The following is a 25,790-nucleotide window of genomic DNA, read 5'->3' as shown; positions in this document are numbered from 1 at the left end:
GTAGAGCATAAAGGGGGGCGCCGCGCACAAAGTGCGCTGCACGCCTGTGGGGAGCTGCCGCATGGCGAGGCGCTGGCATGCGAAAGGGTGGCTATGAAATTTACGACTGGTTTTTATGATTTTATATCTTCGCAGGAATGCTTTTCCCGTGGCTACACTGCTTACCTGCGCCTTACCGGCCGGTAGGACGCGCGAGCCGAGCGGGGCACCGGGTCCTGCCACTGCGCGCGGTACAGCCCCAGCCGCCGGGACAGGCATCATGGAGACATAAAGATGTACAAGGAACGTATCCGGCTGGCCAGTCTGCTCGACAAGGTGATGCCGGCCCAGGCCGCGGCGGCGATGATCCGGGACGGCATGACCGTGGGCATGAGCGGGTTCACCCGCGCCGGCGACTGCAAGGCGGTGCCTGAGGCGCTGGCGCAGCGCGCGGCGACCGAACCGCTGCGCATTACGCTGATGACCGGCGCTTCGCTGGGCAACGACACCGACAAGCTCCTGGCCGAAGCCAATGTGCTGGCGCGGCGCTTGCCGTTCCAGGTCGACACGACCTTGCGGCGCAAGATCAATGCGGGCGAGGTGATGTTCATCGACCAGCATTTGTCGGAGACCGTGGAGCAACTGCGCGGGCGGCAGATCGCGCCGGTGGACGTGGCGGTGGTGGAAGCCGTGGCGATCACCGAGGAAGGCGGCATTGTGCCAACCACCTCGGTGGGCAATTCCGCGAGCTTTGCGATGCTGGCCAGCAAGGTGATTGTCGAGATCAACCTCAATATGCCGGGCGGCCTCGAGGGCCTGCACGATATCTACCTGCCTGCGCAGCGCCCCCACCGCGAGCCGATCCCGTTGGTTTCGGTGGATCAGCGCATCGGCTTGCCCTATATTCCGGTCGATCCCGCGAAGATTGCGGCCATCGTGATCACGCAGAAGGATGACAGTCCATCCACCGCGCAGCCGCCCGACCGGGAAACGCGGCAGATCGCGGGGCACCTGAACGATTTCCTCCTGCATGAGGTCCGGGCAGGCCGGCTGGCGCCGTCACTGCAACCCCTGCAGGCCGGCATCGGGACGATCGCCAACGCCGTGCTGCATGGCCTGATTGATTCGCCGTTCCGCGATCTCACGATGTATTCGGAAGTCTTGCAGGACAGCACGATCGAACTGCTCGATGCCGGGCGGCTGACCTTTGCCTCGGCTTCATCCGTCACCTTGACCAGCGCCGTCTACGCGCGCTTCCTGGCAGACCTGGAGCGCTACAAGTCACGCGTGATCCTGCGCCCGCAGGAGATCAGCAACCACCCGGAGATATTGCGCCGGCTCGGCCTGATCACCATCAACACGGCGCTCGAGTGCGATCTCTATGGCAATGTGAATTCCACCCATGTGGGCGGTACGCACATGATGAACGGCATCGGCGGCTCTGGCGACTTTGCCCGCAATGCGCACATTTCCGTATTCGTCACGAAGTCGGTGGCCAAGGCCGGCGCCATTTCCAGCATCGTGCCGATGGTTTCGCATGTGGACCACACCGAGCATGATGTCGATGTCATCGTGACCGAGCATGGCCTGGCCGATCTGCGCGGTCTGGCGCCGCGCGAGCGCGCGCAGCAGGTCATTGCCAATTGCGCCGATCCGCTGTATCGGGATCTGCTGCGTGATTACGTGACGCGCGCCGCGCGCCGCGGCGGACATACGCCGCACCTTATCGAGGAAGCGCTGGCCTGGCACGCGCGCTACCGCGAGGAGGGCACCATGGGCGGTCCCCAGGCAGCGCTGGCGGCTGCGTAAGCGGCGCGCGATTTTCCGGCGCCTCGTCCTCCCCGGGTATCCCTGGTTCTCCCTATCCCTTGAAGATAAGCACTGCCAGCACCAGGGAGGAAGCCATGAGGATCAGCACGTCTAGCATGATGGTCTCCGAAAAGGAGAAGGCCTGCCACGCCACGCAGCGGGGAAACCAGTGCATGCGGCAAGCGATGCTGGCCTGATCCTGCCTGCCTCCCGCAGGCCGGACAGTGCGCTGGCGCACCGTCCGGCGGGACGGCCTGCTGCCTGTGCCCGCGGCTTACTGCTTGGTCTTGGCGCCGTCGGTATAGGGATCGAACGAGCCGGCCTTGGCGCCGTCGGTGTACGGGTCGGGTTTGCCGGCCTTTGCTCCGTCGGTGTACGGGTCGAACTTGCCGGCCTTGGCGCCTTCCGTATAGGGATCGGCCTTCTTCTTGGTGCCGGAAGCGTTCAGGTTCGACTTGGTCGATTTCTTCGCGCCATCGGTGTACGGATCGAACTTGCCGGACTTTGCGGCGCTTTTATTGGGGTCCGTCTTGTTCGCATGGGCGCCGCCGTAAAGGTCGCCGCCTTCCGTGTAGTTCTTCTGGGCGTGCGCCAGCTGCGCGCCGCCAAGGGCTGTCAGGGCGGCGATCGTCAGGGCGGCTACGGTCTTGTTGCGCATATTCATCCTCGTGAGTAATGAGTAGTGGCCACGGGCAGGGGGCATGGCCGCATAAATGGTCGTTTGACCGGAAGACTTTACCGACTTGGGATGACCCTGCGAAGTTAATCTTTCTTCCCACTGTATTGAACCACTTTGCGCCCGCGCGGCTTCTGAGCCAGATCAAGTCCGGCGGCATCTTCCTGGGGAAAGTCGTGGAGGGGAGAACGGGGGGCTGGGTGACAGTACAGCCGCAGGCACTGGCCCCGGCAAGGCCCGGCCGCAGGCGGCCGGGCCCTCCGGTCCTTATTCCAGCGTAATGTTCTGGTCGTGCGCGATCTTCTTGCGCAGGTCCAGTTCGCGCTTGATCTGCGCGGCGTATTGCTGCGGCGTGTTGCCGTCGGGATAGGCGCCGCTCTCGGCCAGGCGGCGTTTCACGTTCGGATCCTGCAACGTCTTCACGGCAGCGTCATGGACCTTGGTGATGATCGCGGCAGGCGTGCCGGCAGGCGCCACCAGGCCATACCAGGCCATGTTGTTCATGTCCTTCATGCCGGCCTCGGCGAACGTCGGCACGTCAGGCAAGCCCTCCACGCGCTTCGGCGCCGCCACGGCGAGGGCGCGCAACTTGCCAGCCTGGATATGCGGCATGGACGACGGCAGGTTGTCGAACTGGCCGCTGACCTGGCCCGCCAGCGTGTCGTTCAGGGCCGGACCCGATCCCCGATAGGGGATGTGGACCATATCCGTCTTGGTCAGGAACTTGAACAGTTCGCCGTCGAGATGGGAGATGCTGCCCTTGCCGGCCGACGCGTAGCTGTACTTGCCGGGGTTGGCCTTGACCAGCGCGATGAACTCTTGCAGGTTCTTGGCCGGTACCTTGGGGTTGATCGTCAGCACGTTCGGCACATTGACCAGGTTGGTAATGGGCGCGAAATCCTTGATCGGGTCGTAGGGGTTGCGGGCGTTGGTAGCCGGGTTGGTCGCCATGGTGCTCACCGTGGCGATACCCAGCGTGTAGCCATCGGGCGCGGACTTGGCGAGGGCATCGGCGCCGATCGCACCGCCGCCGCCGCCGCGGTTTTCCACCACCACCACCTGGCCAAGTTCGCGGCCAATGCCGTCGGAGACCGCGCGGGCAACGATATCCGTGGTGCCGCCAGCGGCGAACGGCACGATCAGGCGGATCGGCTTGTTCGGATAGGTTTGCGCCATGGCGCTGTGGCACAGGCCAAGGAGGGCCAGGCAGGCTGCGCTGCCAACATTCAGTACTGCTTTCAAGAGAGGCTCCCGAGGGTTCTAAGTATGTGAGCGGACTGCTCGGCCAGGCGCGGGATGCGGCGATCTGCGTCGACGTTGCCCTTGTTTATCCCGCCGACGCGCCGCAACGTTGCCGCGGCAAGGGCTGCCGCGGAACGCTGGAGTTTTTTGGCTGGTTCCGTGATGCGGAACCATGTTCCGCAATGTGCTCCAGGCGCAATTCAACCGTGAAAGCTTGGCCGGCGGAATTGGTATCAACCCGCGTATGGATCGCAGCGCGGAGCGGGTAGGGCGAACGTATCGGCAGCCGCGGAAACTTGCATTGCGCGGCTTGGGCGCCGATGAGCCAAATGGAAATGAAAAAAGCCGGAAGCATTGCTGCTTCCGGCTTTTTGGAATTCGCTGGTGGGGCGTGAGTGACTCGAACACTCGACCTACGGATTAAGAGTCCGCTGCTCTACCAACTGAGCTAACGCCCCAACGAAGTCCAAGATTATAGCTAGGCGATTGTGACTGCGCAATACCTATTTTGCTGTTTTTTCAAAGACCCCCTGTCTGGCCCAGTGCGAACTTGCGGCAGTGTTCGAGATAGCCGACCTCGTGGCTGGCTATCAGGCCCAGCACGCTCGACCAGAGCCAGGACGGGGCATCGAGTTGCTTTGACCGGTTGCGGGCCAGTTCGGCTAGCCAGCCGCGTTGGGTGGCGAGATCCATCTGGCGCGCGTGGGCGTTGCCGACCACCTCGCCGAGGTACATCGCGACGCGGCTGGCCTCCTCCTGGGGCAGCGTATCGATCTCCAGCTTCAGGTCCTGCGGCAGCAGTTCACGGATGAAGACCGCCTTGTCGAGCAATTGCGCGGAAAGAATGCGATCGCCCAGCGCCGGCGAGAGATGGCGGGCGCCTTCGGCCACGCGCGCGCCGTTGTCGTGCGGCATGCTGGCCTTGGGGTAGCTCGGTGCGGCTGCCTTCGCCGCCTCCTTGATGTCGATCAGGCAGATTTCTGGGCCGGGGCTGTCATTGCTGTCAACGGACAGCAGCACGGCGAAGCGCAGGCGGCCCAGGGAGCTGCAACCCTTGACCCAGTAAGCGGCATCTATCACCTCCACGCGCGCGCCTTCGTCGCGAGAGGTCAGCAGCGTGGCAAGGTGGGCGATCTCGCGCCGCTCGGTGGGGGCCAGCCGCCAGAACCGTTTGCCGAGCGGGATGGAAGGCGTGGTATCCCGCAGGCGTTCACGGGATATCCGTGATCGGCCCGAGATTGCCCACATGGCAGTCGCCGCAGATCCAGATCTCCGGGTCCTCGGGCAGCGCGTGCGGCTGCCTGGCCGCCAGCCACTCGTAGAACTTGCGCGTATTGCCGCGCACGTAGGCGTGGGCGGAGCGCGCCATCTTCAGGTTCCGGCACCGCATCAGTTCATCCTCGCGCTTTGCCGGGCCGGGCCGGGCAGGCCAGGTTTGCCGCTGCGCTTGCCGGTGGCTTTGCCGGCGGCCCCGCCTGAGGCTTTCGGGTGCGTCTTCCTGTCGGACTTCGCAACGGGCTTCTTGTTGCTTGTCTTGGATGTCATGGTGTCGGGGGCGTCGCGCGCTGGCAAGAGGAAAGGGCCGGGCTGGCAGCGTCGGCCGTCCGGCGAACTGATGTCAGCGTACTCCATGCCATGCCGGCTCGCTGCCATTGTCACTCGCCCGCGGGCGGCCGGCGCGCATGGCCAGCGGCTACAATGCGCTCGTCTTCCATGTCCGCGGCCGCCGCTGCCGCGTCGAGCCAGAATCCGGAGCCCGTCATGCATGCCAGAGTCCTGCGCTACCTCGATGAGGTGGTGAACCGCAGTTCGATCCGCCAGGCCGCGCTGCATCTGCACGTGGCGCCGAGCGCGATCAACCGGCAGATACTGGACCTGGAGACTGAACTGGGCGCACCGCTGTTCGAGCGCATCAACAAACGCCTCCGGCTGACTCCGCTGGGCGAGATGGTGCTGGCGCACGTGCGGCAGACGCTGCGCGAGCACGAGCTCTTGCGCAGCCGTATCGCGGCCGTCAAAGGTGTGCGCCAGGGCGAAGTGACAATCGCCACGACCGCGGGGCTGGCCGGGTCGCTGATGCCTTCGCTGGTGCACGGCTTCCGCCAGCAATATCCGGGCATCCTGGTGCGCCTGCTGGATCTGCCCGTGGTGGACATCGTCAGCACCGTCGAGCGCGGCGATGCCGACCTCGGCCTCGCCTACGAACTGCCCGACATCGCGGCCTTTCGCATCCTGGCCAGCAGTGACTGGCATATCGGCGCGGTGGTCTCGCCCTCGCACGCGTTGGCTGCGCAGCCTTCGGCGCTGCTAGGTGAATGCCTGGCTTACCCAGTGATCCTCCCCGCGCCGTCGCTGTCGATCCGTGCCATCCTGGACGAGGCCTTCGCGCGCGCGGCCATGGAGGTGTCGCCGGTGACCGAGACCACTTCGACGGCATTGATGCGGCGCCTGGTCATGCTTGGGTCCGGCGTCGCTTTCCTGAACCCCCTCGATGTGCTGGAGGAGCGCGCGCGCGGCGCGCTCGCATGGGTGCCCTTGCGCGACGGCAAGCTGCCGTGCCAGACGTTGCGGCTGGTGGTGCGCGCGCGCAACCCGCTGAGCCCGGCGGCGAGTCTGATGGCGGAGCGGATCGGCGCAGGCCTGGCGGAACTGTTTGGGAGCCTGCGCTAGCGGCCCGCTGGACCTGGCCCTGGCACAACACGGTGGCTGTGCTGTTTTTGCGTACACCGTCGGTGGAATTCGATGCTTTGCGGCTGGCCGCCGCCGTCTTAGACTGTCTGGGCCGGTCAATACGACGCCGGCTGGCCAGCCCCGGCGCAGCATCGCTATCCACCCCTGATCCGAAGATCCCGTCATGACCCTCATCCTTATCAATGCAGACATTCTGGTCACCATGGATGCGCAGCGCCGCGAGATTCCGGGCGGCGCGCTGGTGGCCCAAGGCCCGTCGATCGAATGGGTGGGCGCCAGCGCCGAGTTGCCGCAGGAATACCGCCGGCTGATCGACGAAGGCCGCGCTGAGGTGCTCGACATGAGTGGCCAGGTGGTGATTCCGGGTCTGGTCAATACGCACCACCACATGTACCAGAGCCTGACCCGCGCCGTGCCGGCCGCGCAGGACGCGGAGCTGTTCTCCTGGCTGAGCAATCTCTATATGTTGTGGTCGCACCTGACGCCGGAGATGATCGATGTGTCGACCCGGACCGCGATGGCGGAATTGATGCTATCCGGCTGCACCACCACCAGTGACCATCTTTATCTTTACCCCAACGGCTCGCGCCTGGACGATTCGATTGCGGCGGCGGCGCAAATGGGCATGCGTTTCCATGCCGCGCGCGGATCGATGAGCGTGGGCCGCAGCAAGGGCGGCCTGCCACCCGACTCGGTGGTGGAGGAGGAGCAGGCGATCCTGAGCGACAGCCAGCGGCTGATCGAGCAATACCACGACGCTTCGCGCCATGCCATGCTGCGCGTGGTGGTGGCGCCATGCTCGCCGTTTTCCGTGTCGCGCGACCTGATGCGGGAGTCGGCGCTGCTGGCGCGCAACTATGGCGTGTCGCTGCACACCCACCTTGCCGAGAACGATAACGACATCGCCTACTCGCGCGAGAAGTTCGGCCTGACGCCCGCGCAGTACGCCGAGGAACTCGGCTGGGTCGGACCCGATGTGTGGCACGCGCACTGCGTCAAGCTGGACGACGAAGGCATCGCGCTGTTCGCCCGCACCGGCACGGGCGTGGCCCATTGCCCTTGCTCCAATATGCGGCTGGCTTCAGGCATTGCGCCGGTGCGCGCGATGCGCGATGCCGGCGTGCCGGTCGGCCTGGGGGTGGACGGCAGCGCTTCGAACGATGGTGCTCATATGCTGGGCGAGGTGCGCCAGGCGATGCTGTTGCAGCGGGTAGGATACGGGCCCGCCGCCATGAGCGCGCGCGAGGCACTGGAGATTGCCACCCTGGGCGGCGCGCGCGTACTGGGCCGCGACGATATCGGTGCCCTGGCGCCGGGCATGTCGGCTGACTTCGTGGCCTTCGACATGGGGCAGGTGGCTTATGCCGGCGCGGGCCACGATCCGGTGGCGGCGCTGGTGTTCTGCACGCCGGGCAATGTCGCCACCAGTGTGATCAACGGCAAGGTGGTGGTGCGCGACGGCGAGCTGCGCACGGTGGAATTGCCGCGCGTGCTGGCGCGGCACCGCGGGCTCGCGCGCGAATTGTTCGAGCGCGCGAGCGCAGGTTGATGCGAGTCCCGGATGCGGCGCGCGCATGACCCCACTCGAGTGGGGCTGCGTCATGTCTCCAATGTATTCAAACTAGGCGACGGGACGTTCTCCGAACGCCCCTGACCCTTCTCAGCCCGCCACAATTGTCGCGGGCTTTTTTTTGTATGTCTTTTTGATGAGATTTTTTGGGGGGGGGGGGGCGGGGAGATGATGCGCCAATGAAAAAAGCCGGAAGCATTGCTGCTTCCGGCTTTTAGAATTCGCTGGTGGGGCGTGAGTGACTCGAACACTCGACCTACGGATTAAGAGTCCGCTGCTCTACCAACTGAGCTAACGCCCCAACGAAGAAAAAGATTGTATCATCGTTTTTGCGTTTGTCAAACCCCCTCCCTGCGAAATCTTTCCTGTGCGAGCAGGGCCACGTATGGCATGTCCGAATTGCCCCGGTTCCTGCAGCGATGCGAAGGCGCAGGGGCTTTTTCATGCACCGGATCCATGCATTCATGCCATGGGAACTCGCCTTGTGCATCGGTAGTCATGCTTGGAGGCGAGCGAGGCGTAGGCCTTTGCGGACGAGTCGGGCCGACCCATGTTAGGATGAATCTTCACTTGCAATGGAGGGCTGTACCGATGGATATCAAATTCCAAGAGCAAGATCGCTACGATATCAATAATGAAGGCTTGCTATTCCACGCTGTTGTCAACGGCGAACAAGTCACCTGCGTGGTGACGCGCGAAGCGCTGTGGGAAGGCTTCAGTGCCGACCAGGTCTTGTCGCTGGAAGAGGCTTTCCGCGCCGGACGCGAGACAATCGAGCGTGCCGCCGTGGTGCTGATCGAGCAGGGCGCAGCCCAGCCGGTGGTGGTCAAGCGCGCCCATGTGGCGCCGCTCTGAAACGGGTCTCAGGCCGGGTCGGTCATCGGTCCGATCCCGTGCTAACGTTTCATGTTGTTGCGGCTTCTCGCCGCCTGGCGCCGGTTCCACGCCGGCGTTTCTCTTTTCCGTTCCCGCGGTCATGCCTTGCCGGGTTCAGGTCACGTTCCAGATCTAGTCGTACTCTTTCTTACGCCGTGCCATGGAGTGCTCCGCCCGGGCGACTTGCGCATTCCTCGAAGATTCGCGCCTGGCATTGCGCGCATCCGGCGGGATCCAGGCGGGCAATGATGGTGTGCAGCGCCTGCCGCTTGGTGGAGAAGATATGCCCCTCGCCCAGCTTTAGCGCAAAGCCGGTCTGATCCCATGTCTGCAGGACCTGCGTGCGCGGACGGTGGAAATACAGGTCGCCGCCGGTGGCACGCCGTTCGGCCAGCTCGCTTTCCCACATTTCGGCGCCGGCCAGGTCGATGAAGTTCATGCTCTTGGTCATGGCAAGCAGGTGGATCTGTCCAGGATGGGCGCTGCGTGCTTCGTGCAGGCGGTCGGTGACGTACTGGACGGCGCCGAAGTAGATTGCGCCTTCCATGCGCAGCAGCTTGAGTTGAGGACATTCCGGCTGCGGGCGGTGCAACTCGTCCAGCGGCGTAAAGCGGCGGTCGGGATCGTCCGCGTCGGGCACCAGGCTGCGCACAGCCGGCCGCGACGTGCGATAGAGATAGGCAACCAGCGACAAGATGGTGCCGAGCAGAACCGCCATTTCCAGGCGAATGGCCAGCGTGGCGGCAAAGGTGCTGACGGCGATGGCGAATTCGGTCTGGCTCAGGCTGGCGATGCGGCGCAGCCGGGCGAAATCGAACAGGCCCCAGGCCACCAGCATCAGCATCGCGGCGATTGCCGCGAGCGGAATCCGGGCCAGCAGTGGTGCGCTTGCGGTGACCAGCACGACCAGCAGCACGGCCGAGAAAATGCTGGCCAGCGGCGTCTGCGCACCCGCTTCATAGTTGGGCATCGAGCGGTTCAGCGAGCCGCAGGAGATATAGGCGGAGAAGAAGCCACCCGCGATATTGGACAAGCCCTGGCCAATGAACTCGCGGTTGGCGTCGATGTGCTGGCCTGAGCGCAGGGCAACCGCCTTGGCGATCGAAATCGACTGGCCGAGCGCCACGATGGTGAGCGCGGCGGCGATGCCCAGCAGGTCGGGGATGGCCTGCCAGGAGATGTCGGGCACGTGCAAGGGCGGAACGGCCGACGGTATCGGGCCAACCACGTTGACGTGGCGCGCGCCTTCGCTCCAGCCCGGCGCATTGAGCAGCAGGGCGATGCCGTAGCCTGCCAGCAGGCCGATCAGCATGAAGGGCAGCCGGCGCGAGACGCGCTTGACGGCGAGCGTGACCGCCAGTGTGACCGCGGCCACGGTGAACGCGCTCCAGTTGATGGTGTCGGCGTTGTCGAGCAGGAAGCGCACTACGCCGAAGGCGCTCGTGCCCGTGGGCACGGCCAGCCCGAACAGGTCCTTGAGCGCATAGAGCCCGATCAGCGTCGCCGCGCCGCAGGTGAAGCCAAGCAGCACCGAGGGCGAGATAAAGTTGGCGAGCGAACCGAGGCGCAGGGTGCCCACGGCAAGCTGCAGCAAGCCGACCATGACGGTGACGGCGAGCGCGAGATTGATGTACTCCGGACTGCCGGCAAACGCCACCGGACTCAGCATGGCGAACAGCGCCAGCGAGTTGGCATTGGTCGGCCCGGACATCACGTGCCAGCTCGACCCGAACAAGGCCGCCACGATGCAGGGGATGACGGCCGCATAGATGCCGTACTGTGGAGGCAGGCCGGCGAGTGTGGCGAAGGCGACCCCCTGCGGCAGCACCAGCACGGCGCCAAGCAGGCCCGCGATCAGGTCGGCGCGCAAGGAGGCCGGGCTTATGCGGTGCCGCCATGCTGGCAGCAGGCGCCCAAGCACGCCGCCTGTTCCGCCTTGCGCTGCAGGCACGGTCATGCGCGCGGGTCTCGCTCGGTGAAGGTTTCCAGCAGTTCGTCGAGCGCGCCATAGACCTTGCCGAGCCGCTCGGCGCCGATCATCTGCTCGAGCTCCTCATAGCGCCGGTCGATCAGCGGCTCCATCTCGGCGATCACGGCGCGGCACTTGTCGGTCAGCGAGATCAGCTGGCGGCGCTGGTCCGTGGTGGAGCGGGAGCGAAGGATCAGGCCCGCTTCCTCCATGCTCGACAGCATGCGGGTCAGGCTCGGGCTCAGGATGAGGCAGGCGTCGGCGACCTGGTTCGGCTCCATCTCGCCCTGCTCGTTGAGGGTGCGCACCACGCGCCATTGCTGCTCGGTCATGCCGTGCTGGCGCAGGATGGGCCTAAAGCCCGCCATCAGCGTTTCGCGAGCTTGCAGCAGCAGGTGGGGAAGGTTGCGGTGGCGGAAGGTGGCCGGTTTCATGCCGGCAAGTGTAGCTGTGCGGCGGCCCGGAAGCGAGACGGTGGCTTCCCGGATATCCCGAACGCGGACTTGCGCATACCGCTTTAACCCAGGGCGAGCGTCGCAACCACCGGCGTGTGGTCCGACGGCTGCTCCCAGGTGCGCGGCACGCGATCGATCACGCAGGCGCTGCACACATCGCGCAAGGCCGGCGACAGCAGGATGTGGTCGATGCGCAGGCCGGCATTGCGGCGGAAGGCGAACATGCGGTAGTCCCACCAGGAGAAGCTCTTCTCGGGCTGCTCGAACATGCGGAAGGCATCGGTCAGGCCGAGCGCCTCCAGCGCCCTGAAGGCGTCGCGCTCCGGGGGGGATACCAGGTTCTGGCCTTCCCACTTCTTGGGATCGTGCACGTCGCGGTCTTCGGGTGCGATATTGAAGTCGCCCAGCAGCGCGAGCTTCGGGTACTTCGCCATCTCCTCTTGCAGCCACACCGTCATCGCCTGCAGCCAGCCCAGCTTGTAGGTGAACTTGTCGGAGTCCGGCGCCTGGCCGTTGGGGAAATACGCGCACACCAGGCGCACGTCGCCGTAGGTGGCCGCCACCACGCGCTGCTGGGCGTCCTCGTAGCCGGGGATATTGCGCACCACGTCGCTGGGCGCCGCCATGCTAGCGTTGCGCGCCAGGATCGCCACGCCGTTGTAGGTCTTCTGGCCGGTGAACACGCTGTGGAAGCCCGCGCTCTCCAGTTCGGCCAGCGGGTACTTGTCGTCCGGCATCTTCAGCTCCTGCAGGCACAGGGCGTCGATCGGCGCGTCGGCTTTTTCCTGCTCGATCAGCCAGTCCAGCACTTGCGGTAGCCGGACCTTGAGCGAGTTGACGTTCCAGGTGGCGATTCTCATCTTTGTTTGTCCTGTTGATCTAAAGATCTAAAACGCATTTTACAGGGCGGGAACCCTTTGGCGCCGCCCGCAAGCACGAACTGCGGCGTGGCGCGCGAGCAAGCCGTTGCCGCGCACGGAAGCCAGATCGGCGATGTGGTTCTCGATGAGAAGCTGTCCCAACAGCAGGCTGGCGAGCGCAACCCCGACGCAAAAACATTCCCGGCTGGACGCAAGCCGGCGCGGCCTCAAGGCTTGAAGGAGCCCTCGATGGCATAGCGCGAGCCCGGATGCACCAGGCGCGCCAGCGTAATCGGCGAGCCCTGGCTTTCGGTGCGCCGGACCACGATCAGGCAAGGCTCGGCCGGCTTGATGCCCAGCAACTCGGCCTCCTGCTCGGTGGGCAGTTGCGCCTCGATCGAGTACTGGGCCTCCCATAGCGGTGCCACGGTCAGCAGGTAATTGGTGGGCGTGGTCTTGGTGAAGTCCACGTCCAGGTAGTCGGGCGCGCGGGCGGGGTTGACGTAGCGGTCCTCGCACAGCAGCGGCACGCCGTTCTCGCTATGGACGATCAGGGTGTGGAAGACCGGGCTGCCGACGGGCAGTCCCATGCGCTGAGCCAGGGCCTCGTTGACCACCTCGGCGCGCGCCATATGCACGTCCGAGCGATGGCGGTGGCCGCGTTCGGTGATCTCGTCGTGCAAGTCGCGGATGGTCAGGGTCGACGACGCGCGGTAGGGCTGGGTGGCGAACGTGCCCACGCCCTGTACACGCTCCACCAGTCCTTCTGCCTGCAGTTCGCGCACCGCCCGGTTGGCCGTCATGCGGCTGACGCGGAACTGCGTGACCAGCTCGGACTCCGACGGCATCAGCGTGCCCGGCGGCCAGCGCCCGGCGCTGAGTCCTTCCTTGAGGTAATTCTTGATATGCGCGTAGGCAGCGGCGGGTGGCAGGTAGGTCATGGCACGCATATTACTTGACCGGGCTTGTCTAGCCAATTTCCATTTTCGAAGGTTCCAAGGGAGTAGGGCGCCAGGACATGGCCCGTGTCAGGGTAGTCCCGACTCGTTGATTTGTTGTCCTTTCTTGTATATACAAGAATAAGCAACAAGAAAGTGACTCCCGGGTGAAATTAGAAGGGCGCTGCGCTGAAGGCGCTATCGGAGGTGGCATGGCAAAGGTGAAAATTTTTCAGGGGTGGTATGTGGTCGGCGCGACACACATGCTGCTGGCTCTGATCTTCGGTGCCGCGTATTCGTTCGGGGCCTTTTTTGCGAGTATCCAGGAGGGCTTCCAGGTGGGGAGCTCATCCGCGGCTTCCGTGTTTTCGTTCACCGCGCTGATTTACTATGCGGTGGGCGTTTTCTCCGGCGCCCTGGCCGATCGGATCTCGACGCGCCGGGTTATTGCCCTGGGGATCGTGCTGCTGGCGCTAGGCTTTGCCATTGCCAGTATTGCCACGGATTCACTGGCGTGGTTCCTGGTTGCCTTCTGCACGCTGGTGGGGCTGGGCGTCGGCCTGGTCTATGTACCGGCGGTGACGGCGGTCCAGCGCTGGTTCGTAAGGCATCGCAGCAAAGCTTCGGGCCTGGCGCTGGCTGGCACCGGGCTTGGTACGTTTGCCGGACCGGTGGCGGCCGGGTTGCTGATGGAGCAGATGTCCTGGCAGGCAACGATGCGGTGCTTCGCACTGGTCATCGCGGTGGTCGGGCTGGCGATGGCAATGGTAATGAAGGGGCGGCCGGAGGAGGCCGGCCTGCATCCCGATGGCGCTGCTTCCCTGCCAGGCGCCGTCCAGGCCAGCCCGCAGGCGGGGCATAGCCTGGCGCAGGCGGCGCGCGGCGGACGGTTCTGGTGGTACTTCGCTGCTATCCTGCTAGGCTCGGTCGGCCTGTTCGCCGCACTGGTTCATATCCACCCCTATGCGCGGCAGCATGGCATCTCTTCCGCTGGCGGGAACCTGCTGATCGGGCTGGTGGGCGTCGGCAATATCCTGGGCCGCCTGTCGCTGGGCGGGCTCGGCGACAGGCTCGGCCCAGGGCGGCTGCTGATGTGCCTGACCCTGGCGCTGGCCGTACTCAACGGCGTGTGGCTCGGTGCCGTTAGCTTTCCCGCGCTGGCGCTGTTCGCCATTCTGTTCGGCGCGGCAAACGGCGGCTGCATCTCCCTGTATCCCGCGCTCGCCGCGACCTGGTTCGGCACGGCCAACCTCGGGTCCATCCTCGGGGCGCTGTATATCGCGGTCGGGGTTGCCGCGATGGCCGGCGGTAGCTTCGCGGGCTGGCTCTTCGATACCTGCGGCAATTATTCGGCCGCGATTGCAGCGAGCGGATGCTGCGCGTTGGCTTCGGTAGCGTGTATTGCCCGTGCCGGCCGCCATGAAAAAAGCGGCTCGATATGAGCCGCTTTCTTCGTTACGCTTCCTTGCTTTCCCCTACCCTGCCTTATGCCACCGCCATGCCGCCGTGCCGCAGCAAGGCGTCGATCTGCGGAGCGCGGCCGCGGAATGCGGTGAAGGATTCCATGGCCGGGCGGCTGCCGCCCACGGACAGGATCTCGCGGCGGTAGCGCGCGCCGGTCTCGGCGTCCAGCACGGTGCCGGAGAGCTTTGCGGCCTCCTCGAACGCGGCGTACACGTCTGCGGACAGCACTTCAGCCCACTTGTAGCTGTAGTAGCCCGCCGCGTAGCCGCCGGCGAAGATATGGCTGAAGGTATTCGGCCAGCGCGAAAGCGGGTGCTGCGGCACCACGTGGGCGCGATCGTTGATTTCCCTGGACAGCGCGAGCACGGACTTCTCGCCCGCCGGTTCGAAGTCGGTGTGCAGGTGCATGTCGAACGACGAGAACACGATCTGGCGCAGCGTCATCATGCCGTTCTGGAAATTCTTGGCAGCCAGCATGCGCTCGAACAGGTCGCGCGGCAGCGGCTCACCGCTGTCGACCTGCGCGGTCATGTCCGCCAGCACCTCGTATTCCCAGCAGAAGTTCTCCATGAACTGCGAGGGCAGCTCCACCGCATCCCATTCCACGCCGTTGATGCCGGACACGCCCAGCTCGCCCACCTGGGTGAGCATATGGTGCAGGCCGTGGCCGAACTCATGGAACAGCGTGATCACTTCGTCGTGGGTGAACAGCGCTGGCTTGCCGCCCACGGGGGCCGTGAAGTTGCAGGTCAGATAGGCCACAGGGGTCTGCACGCGGCCAGCATCGAGCTGCTTTCGGCCACGGGCATCGTCCATCCACGCGCCGCCGCGCTTGCCTTCGCGGGCGTACAGGTCGATGTAGAACTGCGCCAGCAGTTCGCCTTCAGGCGATACCACGCGGAAGAAGCGCACATCGTCGTGCCAGGTCTGGGCCTGGTCGGGCTCGATGCGCACGGAGAACAGCTTCTCCACCACGCCGAACAAGCCCTTGAGCACCTGGGGTTCCGGGAAATATTGCTTCACTTCCTGCTCGGAGAACGCGTAGCGCTGTTCGCGCAGCTTTTCCGAGGCGTAGGCCACGTCCCACGGCGCCAGTTCGGTCAGCCCGAGTTCGGCGGCGGCGAAGGCCTTGAGTTCGGTCCAGTCCTTCTCGGCGTACGGGCGTGCCTTGGCAGCCAGTTCGTCCAGGAAGCGCAGCACTTCCGCCGGCGATTCCGCCATCTTGGGCACCAGCGAAACCTCGCCGAAGGAGGCGTAGCCGAGCAGTTGGGCTTCCTCGCGGCGCAGCGCCAGTTGCTCGCGCATATTGGCCGTGTTGTCCCATTCGGCCTTGCCCTGGCCGTATTGCTGAGCCAGCTCGGAGGCGCGGGTGACGCTGGCCTCGTACATGGTCTGGCGCAGCGAGCGGTCGTCCGCGTATTGCAGCACCGGGAAATAGGACGGGAAGTGCAGGGTGAATTTCCAGCCCGGCTTGCCGTCCTTCTCGGCGGCGGCGCGGGCGGCCTCGAGCGCGTCCTCAGGCACGCCGCTGAGCCGGCTTTCGTCCTCGATCAGCAGCGCGTAGGCGTTGGTGGCGTCGAGCACGTGATCGGAGAAAGCCTTGGACAGCTGGGCCTGCTGTTCCTGGATCGCGGCGAAGCGGGGCTTCTTGTCTTCGGGCAGTTCGGCGCCGCCCAGGCGGAAACCGCGCAATTCGTTTTCCATCAACTGGCGGCGGGCCGCGCTCATGGTGGCGAATTCCGGGCTGGCGGCGAGCGCCTTGTACTTGTCGTAAAGCGCCAGGCTCTGGCCGAGCGAGGACCAGAATTCGGTCATGCGCGGCAGGTTGTCGGCGTGCGCCTGGCGCAACGGCGGCGTATCCGCCACGGCGCTCAGGTGGCCGACCACGCCCCAGGCGCGTCCGAGCGGCTCGGTGGCGGCTTCCAGCGCTTCCACGGCGTTGGCCCAGGTGGCAGGGGTGGCGGGATCCTCGGCGCGGTCGACCGCGGCCTGCGCGGTAGCCAGCAGCACGTCGAGCGCCGGCCCGATGTGTTCGGGGCGTATCTCGGCGAAACGCGGCAGGTCGGTGAAATCCAGCAGCGGATTGGCACCGGTTGTGGCGTTGGCTTCATTGGCCTGGTTGGCGGCTTGGTCCATGGCGTCTCTCTTGGCGGGGCCAGTAAGGGCAATACCCCGCACATTGGGGCGGGGCGGCAGGATTTCCAGTGCCATGCCGTGCGGGCGCACCGCACGGCGGGCGGTCTTCAGCCGGCCGCGCGCTCGGCGGCTTCCAGCGTATTGATAAGCAGCATCGTAATAGTCATCGGGCCTACGCCGCCCGGTACCGGCGTGATATAGCCGGCCACTTCCTTGACGCCGTTGAAGTCGACATCGCCGCACAGCTTGCCGTTGTCGTCGCGGTTCATGCCCACGTCGATCACGGCCGCCCCCGGCTTGACCATATCGGCGGTGATGATGTTGCGCCTGCCCACGGCGGCCACGATCACATCGGCATCCCGGGTATGCGCGGCCAGGTCGCGCGTCTTGCTATTGCAGATGGTGACGGTGGCGCCGGCCTGCAGCAACAGCATCGCCATCGGCTTGCCGACGATATTGGACGCGCCAACCACCACCGCACGGGCGCCGCGCAGCGGGAATTGCACCGATTCCAGCATCTTCATGCAGCCATAAGGCGTGCATGGGCGGAACAGCGGGGCGCCGGTCATCAGGGCGCCGGCATTGGCCACGTGGAAGCCGTCCACGTCTTTTTCCGGGGCGATCGCTTCCAGCACTTTGTGGCTGTCGATATGCTTGGGCAGCGGCAACTGCACCAGGATGCCGTGGATATGCGGGTCACGGTTCAGGGTGTCGATGCGGTCCAGCAGGTCGGCCTCGGACAGGTCGGCCGGATAGCGGTCGAGGGAAGAGTGGAAGCCATTGTCGTCGCACGCTTTCACCTTGTTGCGCACATAAACCTGGCTGGCCGGGTCTTCGCCCACCAGGACCACGGCCAGGCCGGGCCGGTGGCCGCGTTCGGTGAGGCTGGCGGCGCGTCGGGCGGCTTCGGTACGGAGTTGCTTGGCAAGGGCGTTGCCGTCGATCAATTGGGCGGGCATGGGATGGGCGCGGGAGGGCGGGAGGTGGTCAAAGCGGAATTATAAAGGTTGACGCAACCCGGGGCGAAGTAGCTTGGGGCGCTGGTAGCATGTCCGCATGCCTGCCCTGACCCCTCTCGTTACGCCTGGCACGCCAGCCGAACATGCCGTGCTGCTGACATTCAGCCTGGCCGGACTGGCCTGGGCGCTGAGCCGGCGCCCCTGGCAACTGCTGCGCCGCGACGCCTTGCAGAATGGCTGGCTGGGCGCGCTGGTATTGCTGGCGCTGTTGTGGACGTTAAGGGCGACGCTGCCGGGCGGCATGGTGATCCAGTTGTTTGGCGCCACCCTGATGGTGACGCTGTTCGGGCTGCCGCTGGCCCTGCTGTCGCTGTTCGTGATCGACCTGGTGTCTTTGCTCGGCCTCGGGTACCTGGCCGGGCACGGCTGGGCTCAGCTGGATTGGGCCGCGCTCTGGCCGCGCTATGTCTGGATGGGGTTGTTGCCGGCCTTGCTGTCGGCTGCGCTGCAGGGCGCCATGCGCCGGCTGTTGCCGCGCCATCCCTTTGTCTTCATCCTTGGCCACGGCTACTTTGCCGCCGGCCTGGCCGCGCTGGGCGCCGGCGCGGCGAGGGCGATCTGGCGTAGCTACAGCGTGGGCGATGGCGTGCTGTCGCTGCCCGATACGCTGACCGCGGTGCTGATCCTGGCGTTTGGCGAGGCGTTTCTCACGGGCATGCTGGTGGCGGTGTTCGTGGTCTACAAACCGCAATGGGTTGTGACCTTCCGCGACGAGGAATATCTCAGGCGTTGAGCAGGCAGCCCGTCCGCCGGCCAGCGGGGCCGGACTGCCATTCTTCTTTCTGGCGCGGGCTCAGCTGCTCTTGGACAGGGCCAGGCGCAGCAGGTCGGCCACGGTGTTGACGTTGAGCTTTTCCATGATGTTGGCGCGATGCGCTTCCACGGTCTTGATGGAAATGCCCAGGTCGTCGGCGATCTGCTTGTTCAGCCGGCCTGCCACGATGCGCTCCAGCACCTGCTGTTCACGCGTGGTGAGCTTGCCCAGCAGGTCCTTGGCGGCGCGCTGCTCGCGGGCGGCGGAGTGGTCGGTGCGGGCCTTTTGCAGCATGCGCTCCACCAGCGAGCGCAGTTCGGACTCGTCGAACGGCTTCTCGATAAAGTCGATCGCGCCCTTTTTCATGGTGGAGACCGCCATCGGCACGTCGCCGTGGCCGGTGATGAAGACGATCGGAATATTGATGTTCTCCGCGATCATGCGTTCCTGCAGCTCGGGCCCGCTCATGCCCGGCATCCGCACGTCGAGGATCAGGCAGGAAACCTGGCCTGCGTCGTAGGCGGAGAGGAACTGTTCGGCGCTGGTAAAGCTGCGAACCTGGTAGCCATTGCCCTCCAGCAGCCAGGTCAGCGAGTCGCGCATGGCTTCATCGTCGTCGACGATGAAGACGGTCTCGCCGCGGTGGGAGGTGGGGTTTGGCGTTACGGTCATGAAGTCTCCTGGGACAACAAAGTCATTTGCCGCCAAGTGTAACCGGGCCGGGCGGCAAGCAACAGGGGCCGCCCTGGGGCGCGTGGCAGGGAACCTGGCGGCACGGCCAGCGATTTACTGGTCGATATGCGCCGGCAGCAGGGGCAGCATGATCTTGAATGTGCAGCCGATGCCGTCGGCATTATTCTCCACCCACAGCCGTCCCTGGTGCGACTCGATGATGGAGCGGCAGATATTCAGCCCCATCCCCATGCCGTCGGACTTGGTGCTGAAGAACGGCTCGAACAGCCGTTCCTTGGTGGCCTCGTCCACGCCGGGGCCCTGGTCGATCACGTCGATGCGCATGACCTGACCAAACTCGCCCGGCTCCACGCGCGCGTGCAGGCGGACCACGCCGGTGGCGCGCATGGCCGGCAGGCCGGCCATGGCCTCGACGGCGTTCTTGAGCAGGTTGACCAGCACTTGCTCGATCAGTACCGGATCGACGAACAGCAGCAAAGGCGGGGCCGGTAGCCGGGTCAGGATGGTGACGCGGCGGCGGGTGGCTTCCAGGTCGGCCAGGCCGACCGCGTCAGCCACGATGTCATGCAGGGCGGCTTCGCGCCGCTGCGGCTGGCTGCGCTTCACAAAGCCCCGGATGCGGCTGATGATGGTGCCTGCGCGCACCGCCTGCGCCGAAGTCTTCTCCAGGATCGGGATCAGGTCTTCGGCGGTGCTGCGCCCGGAGCGCAGCCGGGCCACCGCGCCCATGCAATAGTTGTTGATCGCCGCCAGCGGCTGGTTCAGCTCGTGCGCCAGCGACGAAGCCATCTCGCCCATGGTGGTGAGGCGGCTGGTGAACTGGAGCCGCTCCTCATGCTGGCGCGCCATTTCCTCGGCGGCCTTGCGCACGGTGATGTCGGTGGCGATCTGCATCTGCGCCAGGTGGCCGTCCACCCACTGGATATAGCGGCGGCGCACTTCGAACCATTTCTGCATGTCGGGCACGAACACTTCACGCGCGTCCGAGGAGTAGGGCATCAACTCCGAGGCCGGCAGGCCGGCGTAGGCGTCGACGAAGTCGGTTGCATCGCTGGAGACCTGCTCCTTGTCGATCTCGCCGCCGGCCAGCTTGAGGTGGCCCTCGGCTTCCCAGCCGAACAACTGCCGGTAGTAGCGATTGGCGAACAGCAGTTCGGGCTTGTCGGTGGCCAGCACGGACACCGCGGCATCCAGGCTTTCCAGCACCGTGGTGAAGCGGTCGTGCGCCGCGGCCAGCTCTTCGCGGGCGCGCTTGGGCTCGGTGATATCCGTCATCGAGCTCATCCAGCCGGTATGCCTGCCACGGCCGTCCACCAGCGGCGACACATACATGCGGGCGTAGAAGCTGCTGCCGTCACGCCGCATCACGCGCATTTCGTAGCCGCCGGCAGGCGATTTGCCCTGCAGCGTCAGGTCGATCTGCTTCTGCATTTCCTGCTGGTCGTTGGGCGGCCAGTAGGGGAAGGGCGGCACACGGCCGACCAGGTCGGCGTCCTGCCAGCCGGTCATGCGGCAGAAGGCGGGATTGACGTAGGTGATGCGGCCGTTCAGGTCGAGCGCGCGCAGCCCGATCAGCATGGAGTTTTCCATCGCGCGCCGGAACGAGGTCTCGGCCAGCAGGGCGCGCTGTGCCTCGGAGCGGCGGCTGGTATGCCGCCACATGCTCCACAGGCTCCACAGGAGGAAGCACGACAGCCCGACCACCAGCCACAGCAACATGTTGTTGGGCAGGTTGGAGGCGGGCGGGTAGGCGTCCGCGCGCAATGACAGCGAATGGCCAGGCGGGTCGAGCAGCACCTCGTACGACAGCGCATTGCCGGGTACTGGCCGCAGCGAGGTGCTGGCGCGGATCTGGTTGTTCTTGTCGATCAGCGAGAAGCGGTAGCGCTCGGTCAGCTCCGGTGGCAGGAGGTGGGTCAGGATGCCATTGACGGAGTACAGCGCGCCCAGCGTGCCGAGGAACTCGTTGTCGCGCACGATCGGCACTTCCATCAGCATGAAGCTGTCGCCGCGGTCGTTGACCAGCGGGCGCGAGTACACCACGCGCTGGGTTTCGCGCGCGGCGTCGAAAGTATCGAGGACTTCGGGTTCCAGCGGCTGGTCCTGGGTTTCGCGCAGGCGGCCGGCGAATTCCGAGGTGGACGGCAAGGACCAGCGCCCGCGCCGGGTTGCGTCGAGCCAGTTGACGAACACGATCTCGGGGTTCTCGCGCAGGATTTCCTGCGCGGCTGTCCGATAGGCGCCCTGGTCGAGCTGGGCGGCGGCAATGTCCCGCGCCAGCGAGGCAAGCTGGTCCTGGTTGCTCAGCAGCGACAGGCGCACGCGTTGCTGGGCCCAGGCCGCGTCGCGATAAAGCGCGTCGCGTTGTTGCTGGCGCTCGGTTTCATGCAGCGACCACAGGATCACCCCCATCGCCACGGTGAACAGCACGATCGCCACCAGCGGGATGAACATGAACCAGCTGGTTGCCACCAGGTTGCGCCAGCGCAGCCACCACAAGCCGCGCGGCGGCCCGTTGACGGCCGCGGGCTCGTCCGCATGGCCGAGCGTATCGAGGTGCGTCAGCGGGCTGGGCGGCGCGGCTAGCGCAGGGTCGCCGCCGCTCGCCTTGGCGGTGCCGGAAGCGGAGGGAGGGACGATGGCGGCGCGGAGGTGGGAAAAGAAATCTTTGAGGGACGGCATGGCGGGATTGACGACTGACCGACCAGTGTAACGGGATTGCAGGCGCGCGTCGCTTGGGGTAAGCGCCAATGCGGCAGTGCGGCATTCCTGCCGAGGGCGCGGCGGGCGACAGGTGTTTTCCGGCGAGGGCTGGCGCGATGTTGTGGTGCGTTGCGGCAATATCCCACATTATGAGAAACCATATCGTAATTTGAAAATTAGGCTTGTCTTGCCCAATGTGCTTCCATAGAATCGGTCCGACCGAAAAGTGCGGACGGTAGTGCTGTGTCCGGTCCTGCCAGCTGAATCTGGCAAGCCCGGGCGAAGCGCTAGCGATGGGGATGCGAAACATTCGTGGCCCGCGCGCCGTACCGTAGTCACACCGTCAGGCCGGGGCTCTCACGACATGAATCAGGGGAGCGCCGAGGCAGGAATTCACCAGGAGACAGTCATGTCAGCTGTACCAGAGCAGATCCTCGGCGCCAGCAGCGCCAACGACGCCGATCCCCAGGAAACCCACGAGTGGCTCGATGCGCTTCAGGGCGTGATCGCCGCCGAAGGCACCGACAGGGCCGCCTTCCTGATCGAGAAGCAGATCGAATACGCACGCGTGAACGGCGTCAATCAGCCGTTCCACGCTGAAACGCAGTACATCAACACCATCCCGGTGGAGCAGCAGGCCCGCATTCCCGGCGACCAGGACATCGAGCACCGCATCCGCTCGTACACGCGCTGGAACGCCATGGCGATGGTGCTGCGCGCCAACAAGCACACCAACGTTGGCGGCCATATCTCCTCGTTCGCTTCCGCGGCCACGCTGTACGACGTTGGCTACAACCACTTCTGGCACGCCCCGTCCGAGAAACACGGCGGCGATCTGGTGTTCGTGCAGGGCCATTCGGCCCCCGGCGTGTATTCGCGCGCATTCCTGCTCGGCCGCCTGAGCACCGAGCAACTCGACAGCTTCCGCCAGGAAGTCGACGGCAAGGGCATCTCGTCCTACCCGCACCCGTGGCTGATGCCTGACTTCTGGCAATTCCCGACAGTGTCGATGGGCCTGGGCCCGATCATGGCCATCTACCAGGCCCGTTTCATGAAGTACCTGCACAGCCGCGGCCTGGTACAGACCGAAGGCCGCAAGGTATGGGCATTCCTCGGCGACGGCGAGACCGACGAGCCGGAATCGCTCGGCGCCATCGGCATGGCCGGCCGCGAGAAGCTCGACAACCTTGTGTTCGTGATCAACTGCAACCTGCAGCGCCTGGACGGTCCGGTGCGCGGCAATGGCAAGATCATCCAGGAACTGGAATCCGAGTTCCGCGGCGCCGGCTGGAACGTGATCAAGGTAGTGTGGGGCAGCCGCTGGGACCAGTTGCTGGCACGCGACAAGAAGGGCCTGCTGATGAAGCGCATGATGGATTGCGTGGACGGCGAGTACCAGACCTTCAAGGCCAAGGATGGCGCCTATGTGCGCGAGCATTTCTTCAACACGCCCGAACTCAAGGCGATGGTGGCCGACTGGTCCGACGAGGACATCTGGCGCCTGAACCGCGGCGGCCACGATCCGCACAAGATCTTCGCCGCCTATAGCGCCGCCAACGAGCACAAGGGCCAGCCTACGCTGATCCTGGCCAAGACCATCAAGGGCTATGGCATGGGCGACGCCGGCCAGGCCATGAATATCAGCCACCAGCAGAAGAAGATGCCGGTGGACGCGATCCGCCGCTTCCGCGACCAGTTCAATATTCCTGTCGCCGACGACAAGATCGAGGAAGTGCCGTACGTCACCTTCGAGGAAGGCTCGAAGGAACTGGAATACATGCGCAACCGCCGCATGGAGCTGGGCGGCTACCTGCCGGCCCGCCGCCAGAAGGCCGAAGCCCTGAAGGTGCCCGAGCTGTCCGCGTTCGACGCGCTGCTCAAAGCCACCAGCGAAGGCCGCGAAGTGTCCACCACCATGGCCTTCGTGCGGATCCTGAACACCCTGCTCAAGGACAAGCAGGTCGGCAAGCACGTGGTGCCCATCGTGCCCGACGAGTCGCGCACCTTCGGCATGGAAGGCCTGTTCCGCCAGATCGGCATCTGGAACCAGCAAGGCCAGAAGTACGTGCCGGAAGACCATGACCAGCTGATGTTCTACAAGGAATCGCAGACTGGCCAGGTGCTGCAGGAAGGCATCAACGAAGCCGGCGCCATGTGCGACTGGATTGCCGCCGCCACGTCGTACTCGACGCACGGCATCCAGATGATCCCGTTCTACATCTACTACTCGATGTTCGGCATCCAGCGTATCGGCGACCTGTGCTGGGCGGCTGCCGACATGCGCTCGCGCGGCTTCCTGCTGGGCGGCACCTCGGGCCGCACCACGCTGAACGGCGAAGGCCTGCAGCACGAAGACGGCCACTCGCACGTGTTCCACGCCGCGATCCCGAACTGCATCTCGTATGACCCGACCTTCCAGTACGAGCTGGCGGTGGTCATGCAGGATGGCCTGCGCCGCATGTATGCCGAGCAGGAAGACGTGTACTACTACCTGACGGTGATGAACGAGAACTACGAGCATCCGGAAATGCCGGCTGGCGTAGAGGGCGACATCGTCAAGGGCATGTACCAGTTCAGGAAGGGCGTCGAAAACAGCAACGCGCCGCGCGTGCAACTGCTGGGTTCGGGCACGATCTTCCGCGAGGTGATTGCCGCCGCCGACCTGCTCAAGAAGGACTGGGGCGTCGAATCCGACCTGTGGGGCTGCCCGAGCTTTACCGAACTGGCCCGCGAAGGCCACGACGTGGAGCGCTGGAACCTGCTGCACCCGACCGAGACGCAACGCGAATCGCACGTGACCAGGAGCCTCAAGTCCGTGCGCGGTCCGGTGATCGCCTCGACCGACTACGTGCGCGCCTTCGCCGACCAGATCCGTCCTTTCGTGCCGCGCCGCTTCGTGGTGCTCGGCACCGACGGTTTCGGCCGCTCGGATACCCGCGAAAAGCTGCGTCATTTCTTTGAGGTCGATCGTCACTGGGTGACGTTGGCTGCACTGAAGGCGCTGGCCGACGAGGGTGCGATCGGTCGCGACAAGGTGGCGGAAGCCATCAAGAAGTACAACCTCGACCCCAACAAGCCGAACCCGATGTCGGTCTAAGCGGACCGGCTGCACGAACCCCCCGCAGAAACGGTAGCGCCGCGCCGCGGGTGCCGGGCAAATGCCCGGCGCCTTGCGGCGCGGCGGCGTGACAGATGCAGGCAGTGAGGGTAACCTCACACGCTCGTATTTGTCGCGTGCGCCGGCCTGCCCAGGAGACACTGAATGAGTCAAGCGATTGAAATCAAGGTGCCGGATATCGGCGATTACGACGCCGTTCCCGTCATTGAAGTGCACGTGAAACCGGGCGACACCATCAACGCGGAAGATGCGCTGGTGACGCTGGAATCGGACAAGGCCACGATGGACGTGCCCTCGCCCCAGGGCGGCGTGGTCAAGGAAGTCCGGATCAAGGTCGGCGACAACGTCGCCGAAGGCACCGTGCTGGTGATGCTGGAGCCCGCCGGCGCCGCCGCGGCCGCGCCGGCCCCTGCAGCACCGGCGCCCGCGCCTGCACCCGCTGCGGCGCCCGCCGCGGCTCCGGCAGCGGCTCCGGCAGCGGCCGCGGCAAGCGCCCCCGCGCCGGCCGCTGCTGCAGGCCCGGTCGAAGTCAAGGTGCCGGACATCGGCGACTACGACTCGGTCCCCGTGATCGAAGTCCACGTCAAGCCGGGCGACACCATCAGCGCGGAAGACGCGCTGGTGACGCTGGAATCCGACAAGGCCACCATGGACGTGCCGTCGCCCAGCGCCGGTGTGGTCAAGGAAGTCCGGATCAAGGTCGGTGACAATGTCGCCGAAGGCACGCTGATCCTGATCCTGGAAGGCGCTGCCGCCGCGCCGGCCAGCGCGCCTGCCGCCGCCCCGGCTCCCGCAGCTGCCGCCGCGGCACCGGCTCCCGCCGCCAGCGTGCCGGCGC

Annotated in this window: 19 protein-coding genes, 2 tRNA genes and 1 pseudogene; 8 read left to right on the top strand and 14 right to left on the bottom strand. The window is 65.4% G+C overall.

Annotated elements, in window-relative coordinates; all coding sequences use genetic code 11:
• Positions 1-273: 273 nt before the first annotated feature.
• A complete protein-coding gene (locus AC1DS6_RS29860) occupies positions 274-1,788 on the top strand; it encodes an acetyl-CoA hydrolase/transferase family protein (RefSeq protein WP_441627274.1) in 1,515 nt (504 codons plus the stop codon).
• Positions 1,789-1,840: 52 nt separating this feature from the next.
• Here AC1DS6_RS29860 and AC1DS6_RS29855 read toward each other — a convergent pair whose 3' ends face one another.
• From AC1DS6_RS29855 to AC1DS6_RS29835, 5 genes and pseudogenes are all read right to left on the bottom strand, one after another.
• On the bottom strand, positions 1,841-1,963 hold the full coding sequence (locus AC1DS6_RS29855) for a hypothetical protein (protein WP_441627272.1): 123 nt from the start codon (positions 1,961-1,963) through the stop codon (positions 1,841-1,843).
• A 99-nt stretch (positions 1,964-2,062) separates the two neighbouring features.
• Positions 2,063-2,446 carry a hypothetical protein gene (locus AC1DS6_RS29850; RefSeq protein WP_441627270.1) on the bottom strand — a complete coding sequence of 128 codons (384 nt, stop codon included), beginning with the start codon at positions 2,444-2,446 and terminating at the stop codon, positions 2,063-2,065.
• A gap of 285 nt (positions 2,447-2,731) precedes the next feature.
• Positions 2,732-3,706: a tripartite tricarboxylate transporter substrate binding protein BugE gene (locus AC1DS6_RS29845; RefSeq protein WP_045240072.1), complete on the bottom strand. Its 975-nt coding sequence runs from the start codon at positions 3,704-3,706 to the stop codon at positions 2,732-2,734.
• Between the two features lie 382 nt (positions 3,707-4,088).
• Positions 4,089-4,164 (bottom strand) — tRNA-Lys (locus AC1DS6_RS29840).
• Positions 4,165-4,225: 61 nt separating this feature from the next.
• Positions 4,226-5,096: pseudogene (locus tag AC1DS6_RS29835) on the bottom strand (DUF2252 family protein).
• A 371-nt stretch (positions 5,097-5,467) separates the two neighbouring features.
• Between AC1DS6_RS29835 and AC1DS6_RS29830 the strand changes: the two are divergent.
• Together AC1DS6_RS29830 and AC1DS6_RS29825 are read left to right on the top strand one after the other, a co-directional pair.
• Positions 5,468-6,376 carry a LysR substrate-binding domain-containing protein gene (locus tag AC1DS6_RS29830; RefSeq protein WP_477103724.1) on the top strand — a complete coding sequence of 303 codons (909 nt, stop codon included), beginning with the start codon at positions 5,468-5,470 and terminating at the stop codon, positions 6,374-6,376.
• Between the two features lie 184 nt (positions 6,377-6,560).
• The gene (locus tag AC1DS6_RS29825) at positions 6,561-7,946 is read left to right on the top strand and encodes an 8-oxoguanine deaminase (protein WP_441635211.1); all 1,386 of its coding nucleotides are present in this window, start codon (positions 6,561-6,563) and stop codon (positions 7,944-7,946) included.
• A gap of 246 nt (positions 7,947-8,192) precedes the next feature.
• On the opposite strand, the gene AC1DS6_RS29820 is transcribed toward AC1DS6_RS29825, so the two are convergent.
• A tRNA-Lys gene (locus AC1DS6_RS29820) sits at positions 8,193-8,268 on the bottom strand.
• 290 nt (positions 8,269-8,558) lie between these two features.
• On the opposite strand from AC1DS6_RS29820, the gene AC1DS6_RS29815 reads away from it, so the two are divergent.
• Positions 8,559-8,822, top strand: a complete 264-nt coding sequence (locus AC1DS6_RS29815) for a DUF1488 family protein (RefSeq protein WP_045240075.1) — start codon at positions 8,559-8,561, stop codon at positions 8,820-8,822.
• 169 nt (positions 8,823-8,991) lie between these two features.
• On the opposite strand, the gene AC1DS6_RS29810 is transcribed toward AC1DS6_RS29815, so the two are convergent.
• The 4 genes from AC1DS6_RS29810 to hutC form a co-directional block, all read right to left on the bottom strand.
• The gene (locus AC1DS6_RS29810) at positions 8,992-10,800 is read right to left on the bottom strand and encodes a SulP family inorganic anion transporter (RefSeq protein ID WP_441636063.1); all 1,809 of its coding nucleotides are present in this window, start codon (positions 10,798-10,800) and stop codon (positions 8,992-8,994) included.
• Positions 10,797-11,246 carry a homoprotocatechuate degradation operon regulator HpaR gene (gene hpaR, locus AC1DS6_RS29805; protein ID WP_441636061.1) on the bottom strand — a complete coding sequence of 150 codons (450 nt, stop codon included), beginning with the start codon at positions 11,244-11,246 and terminating at the stop codon, positions 10,797-10,799. Before hpaR ends, AC1DS6_RS29810 begins: the two co-directional genes overlap by 4 nt.
• Positions 11,247-11,329: 83 nt before the next feature.
• Positions 11,330-12,127, bottom strand: a complete 798-nt coding sequence (gene xth, locus AC1DS6_RS29800; RefSeq protein ID WP_441636059.1) for an exodeoxyribonuclease III — start codon at positions 12,125-12,127, stop codon at positions 11,330-11,332.
• 227 nt (positions 12,128-12,354) lie between these two features.
• Entirely contained in the window at positions 12,355-13,068 is a 714-nt protein-coding gene (hutC, locus tag AC1DS6_RS29795; RefSeq protein ID WP_082095066.1) for a histidine utilization repressor, read from the bottom strand.
• Positions 13,069-13,277: 209 nt separating this feature from the next.
• Between hutC and AC1DS6_RS29790 the strand changes: the two genes are divergently transcribed.
• Positions 13,278-14,507, top strand: a complete 1,230-nt coding sequence (locus tag AC1DS6_RS29790; RefSeq protein WP_441636057.1) for an MFS transporter — start codon at positions 13,278-13,280, stop codon at positions 14,505-14,507.
• Positions 14,508-14,550: 43 nt separating this feature from the next.
• Here the strand turns inward: AC1DS6_RS29790 and AC1DS6_RS29785 are convergent, their stop codons facing one another.
• Positions 14,551-16,665 (bottom strand): M3 family metallopeptidase, encoded by a 2,115-nt coding sequence (locus tag AC1DS6_RS29785; protein ID WP_477103723.1) that lies wholly within the window; start codon positions 16,663-16,665, stop codon positions 14,551-14,553.
• Positions 16,666-16,772: 107 nt separating this feature from the next.
• Complete coding sequence (folD, locus tag AC1DS6_RS29780; protein ID WP_428178366.1) at positions 16,773-17,624, bottom strand: bifunctional methylenetetrahydrofolate dehydrogenase/methenyltetrahydrofolate cyclohydrolase FolD; 852 nt, start codon at positions 17,622-17,624, stop codon at positions 16,773-16,775.
• A 97-nt stretch (positions 17,625-17,721) separates the two neighbouring features.
• Here folD and AC1DS6_RS29775 point away from each other — a divergent pair, with 97 nt between their 5' ends.
• A complete protein-coding gene (locus AC1DS6_RS29775) occupies positions 17,722-18,417 on the top strand; it encodes a hypothetical protein (RefSeq protein ID WP_441636051.1) in 696 nt (231 codons plus the stop codon).
• 60 nt (positions 18,418-18,477) lie between these two features.
• Here AC1DS6_RS29775 and AC1DS6_RS29770 read toward each other — a convergent pair whose 3' ends face one another.
• On the bottom strand, positions 18,478-19,110 hold the full coding sequence (locus tag AC1DS6_RS29770; protein ID WP_045240083.1) for a response regulator transcription factor: 633 nt from the start codon (positions 19,108-19,110) through the stop codon (positions 18,478-18,480).
• A gap of 114 nt (positions 19,111-19,224) precedes the next feature.
• On the bottom strand, positions 19,225-21,813 hold the full coding sequence (locus AC1DS6_RS29765) for a PAS domain S-box protein (protein ID WP_477103722.1): 2,589 nt from the start codon (positions 21,811-21,813) through the stop codon (positions 19,225-19,227).
• Positions 21,814-22,243: 430 nt separating this feature from the next.
• Between AC1DS6_RS29765 and aceE the strand changes: the two genes are divergently transcribed.
• Positions 22,244-24,931, top strand: coding sequence for a pyruvate dehydrogenase (acetyl-transferring), homodimeric type (gene aceE / locus AC1DS6_RS29760; RefSeq protein WP_441636047.1), 2,688 nt, complete (start codon positions 22,244-22,246; stop codon positions 24,929-24,931).
• Between the two features lie 165 nt (positions 24,932-25,096).
• Positions 25,097-25,790 (top strand): biotin/lipoyl-containing protein (locus AC1DS6_RS29755; protein ID WP_477103721.1); only part of this gene is annotated, 694 nt, incomplete at its 3' end.

Source organism: Cupriavidus sp. 05L310 (assembly GCF_056398185.1).
This window is presented reverse-complemented; position numbering and strand designations above follow the sequence as displayed.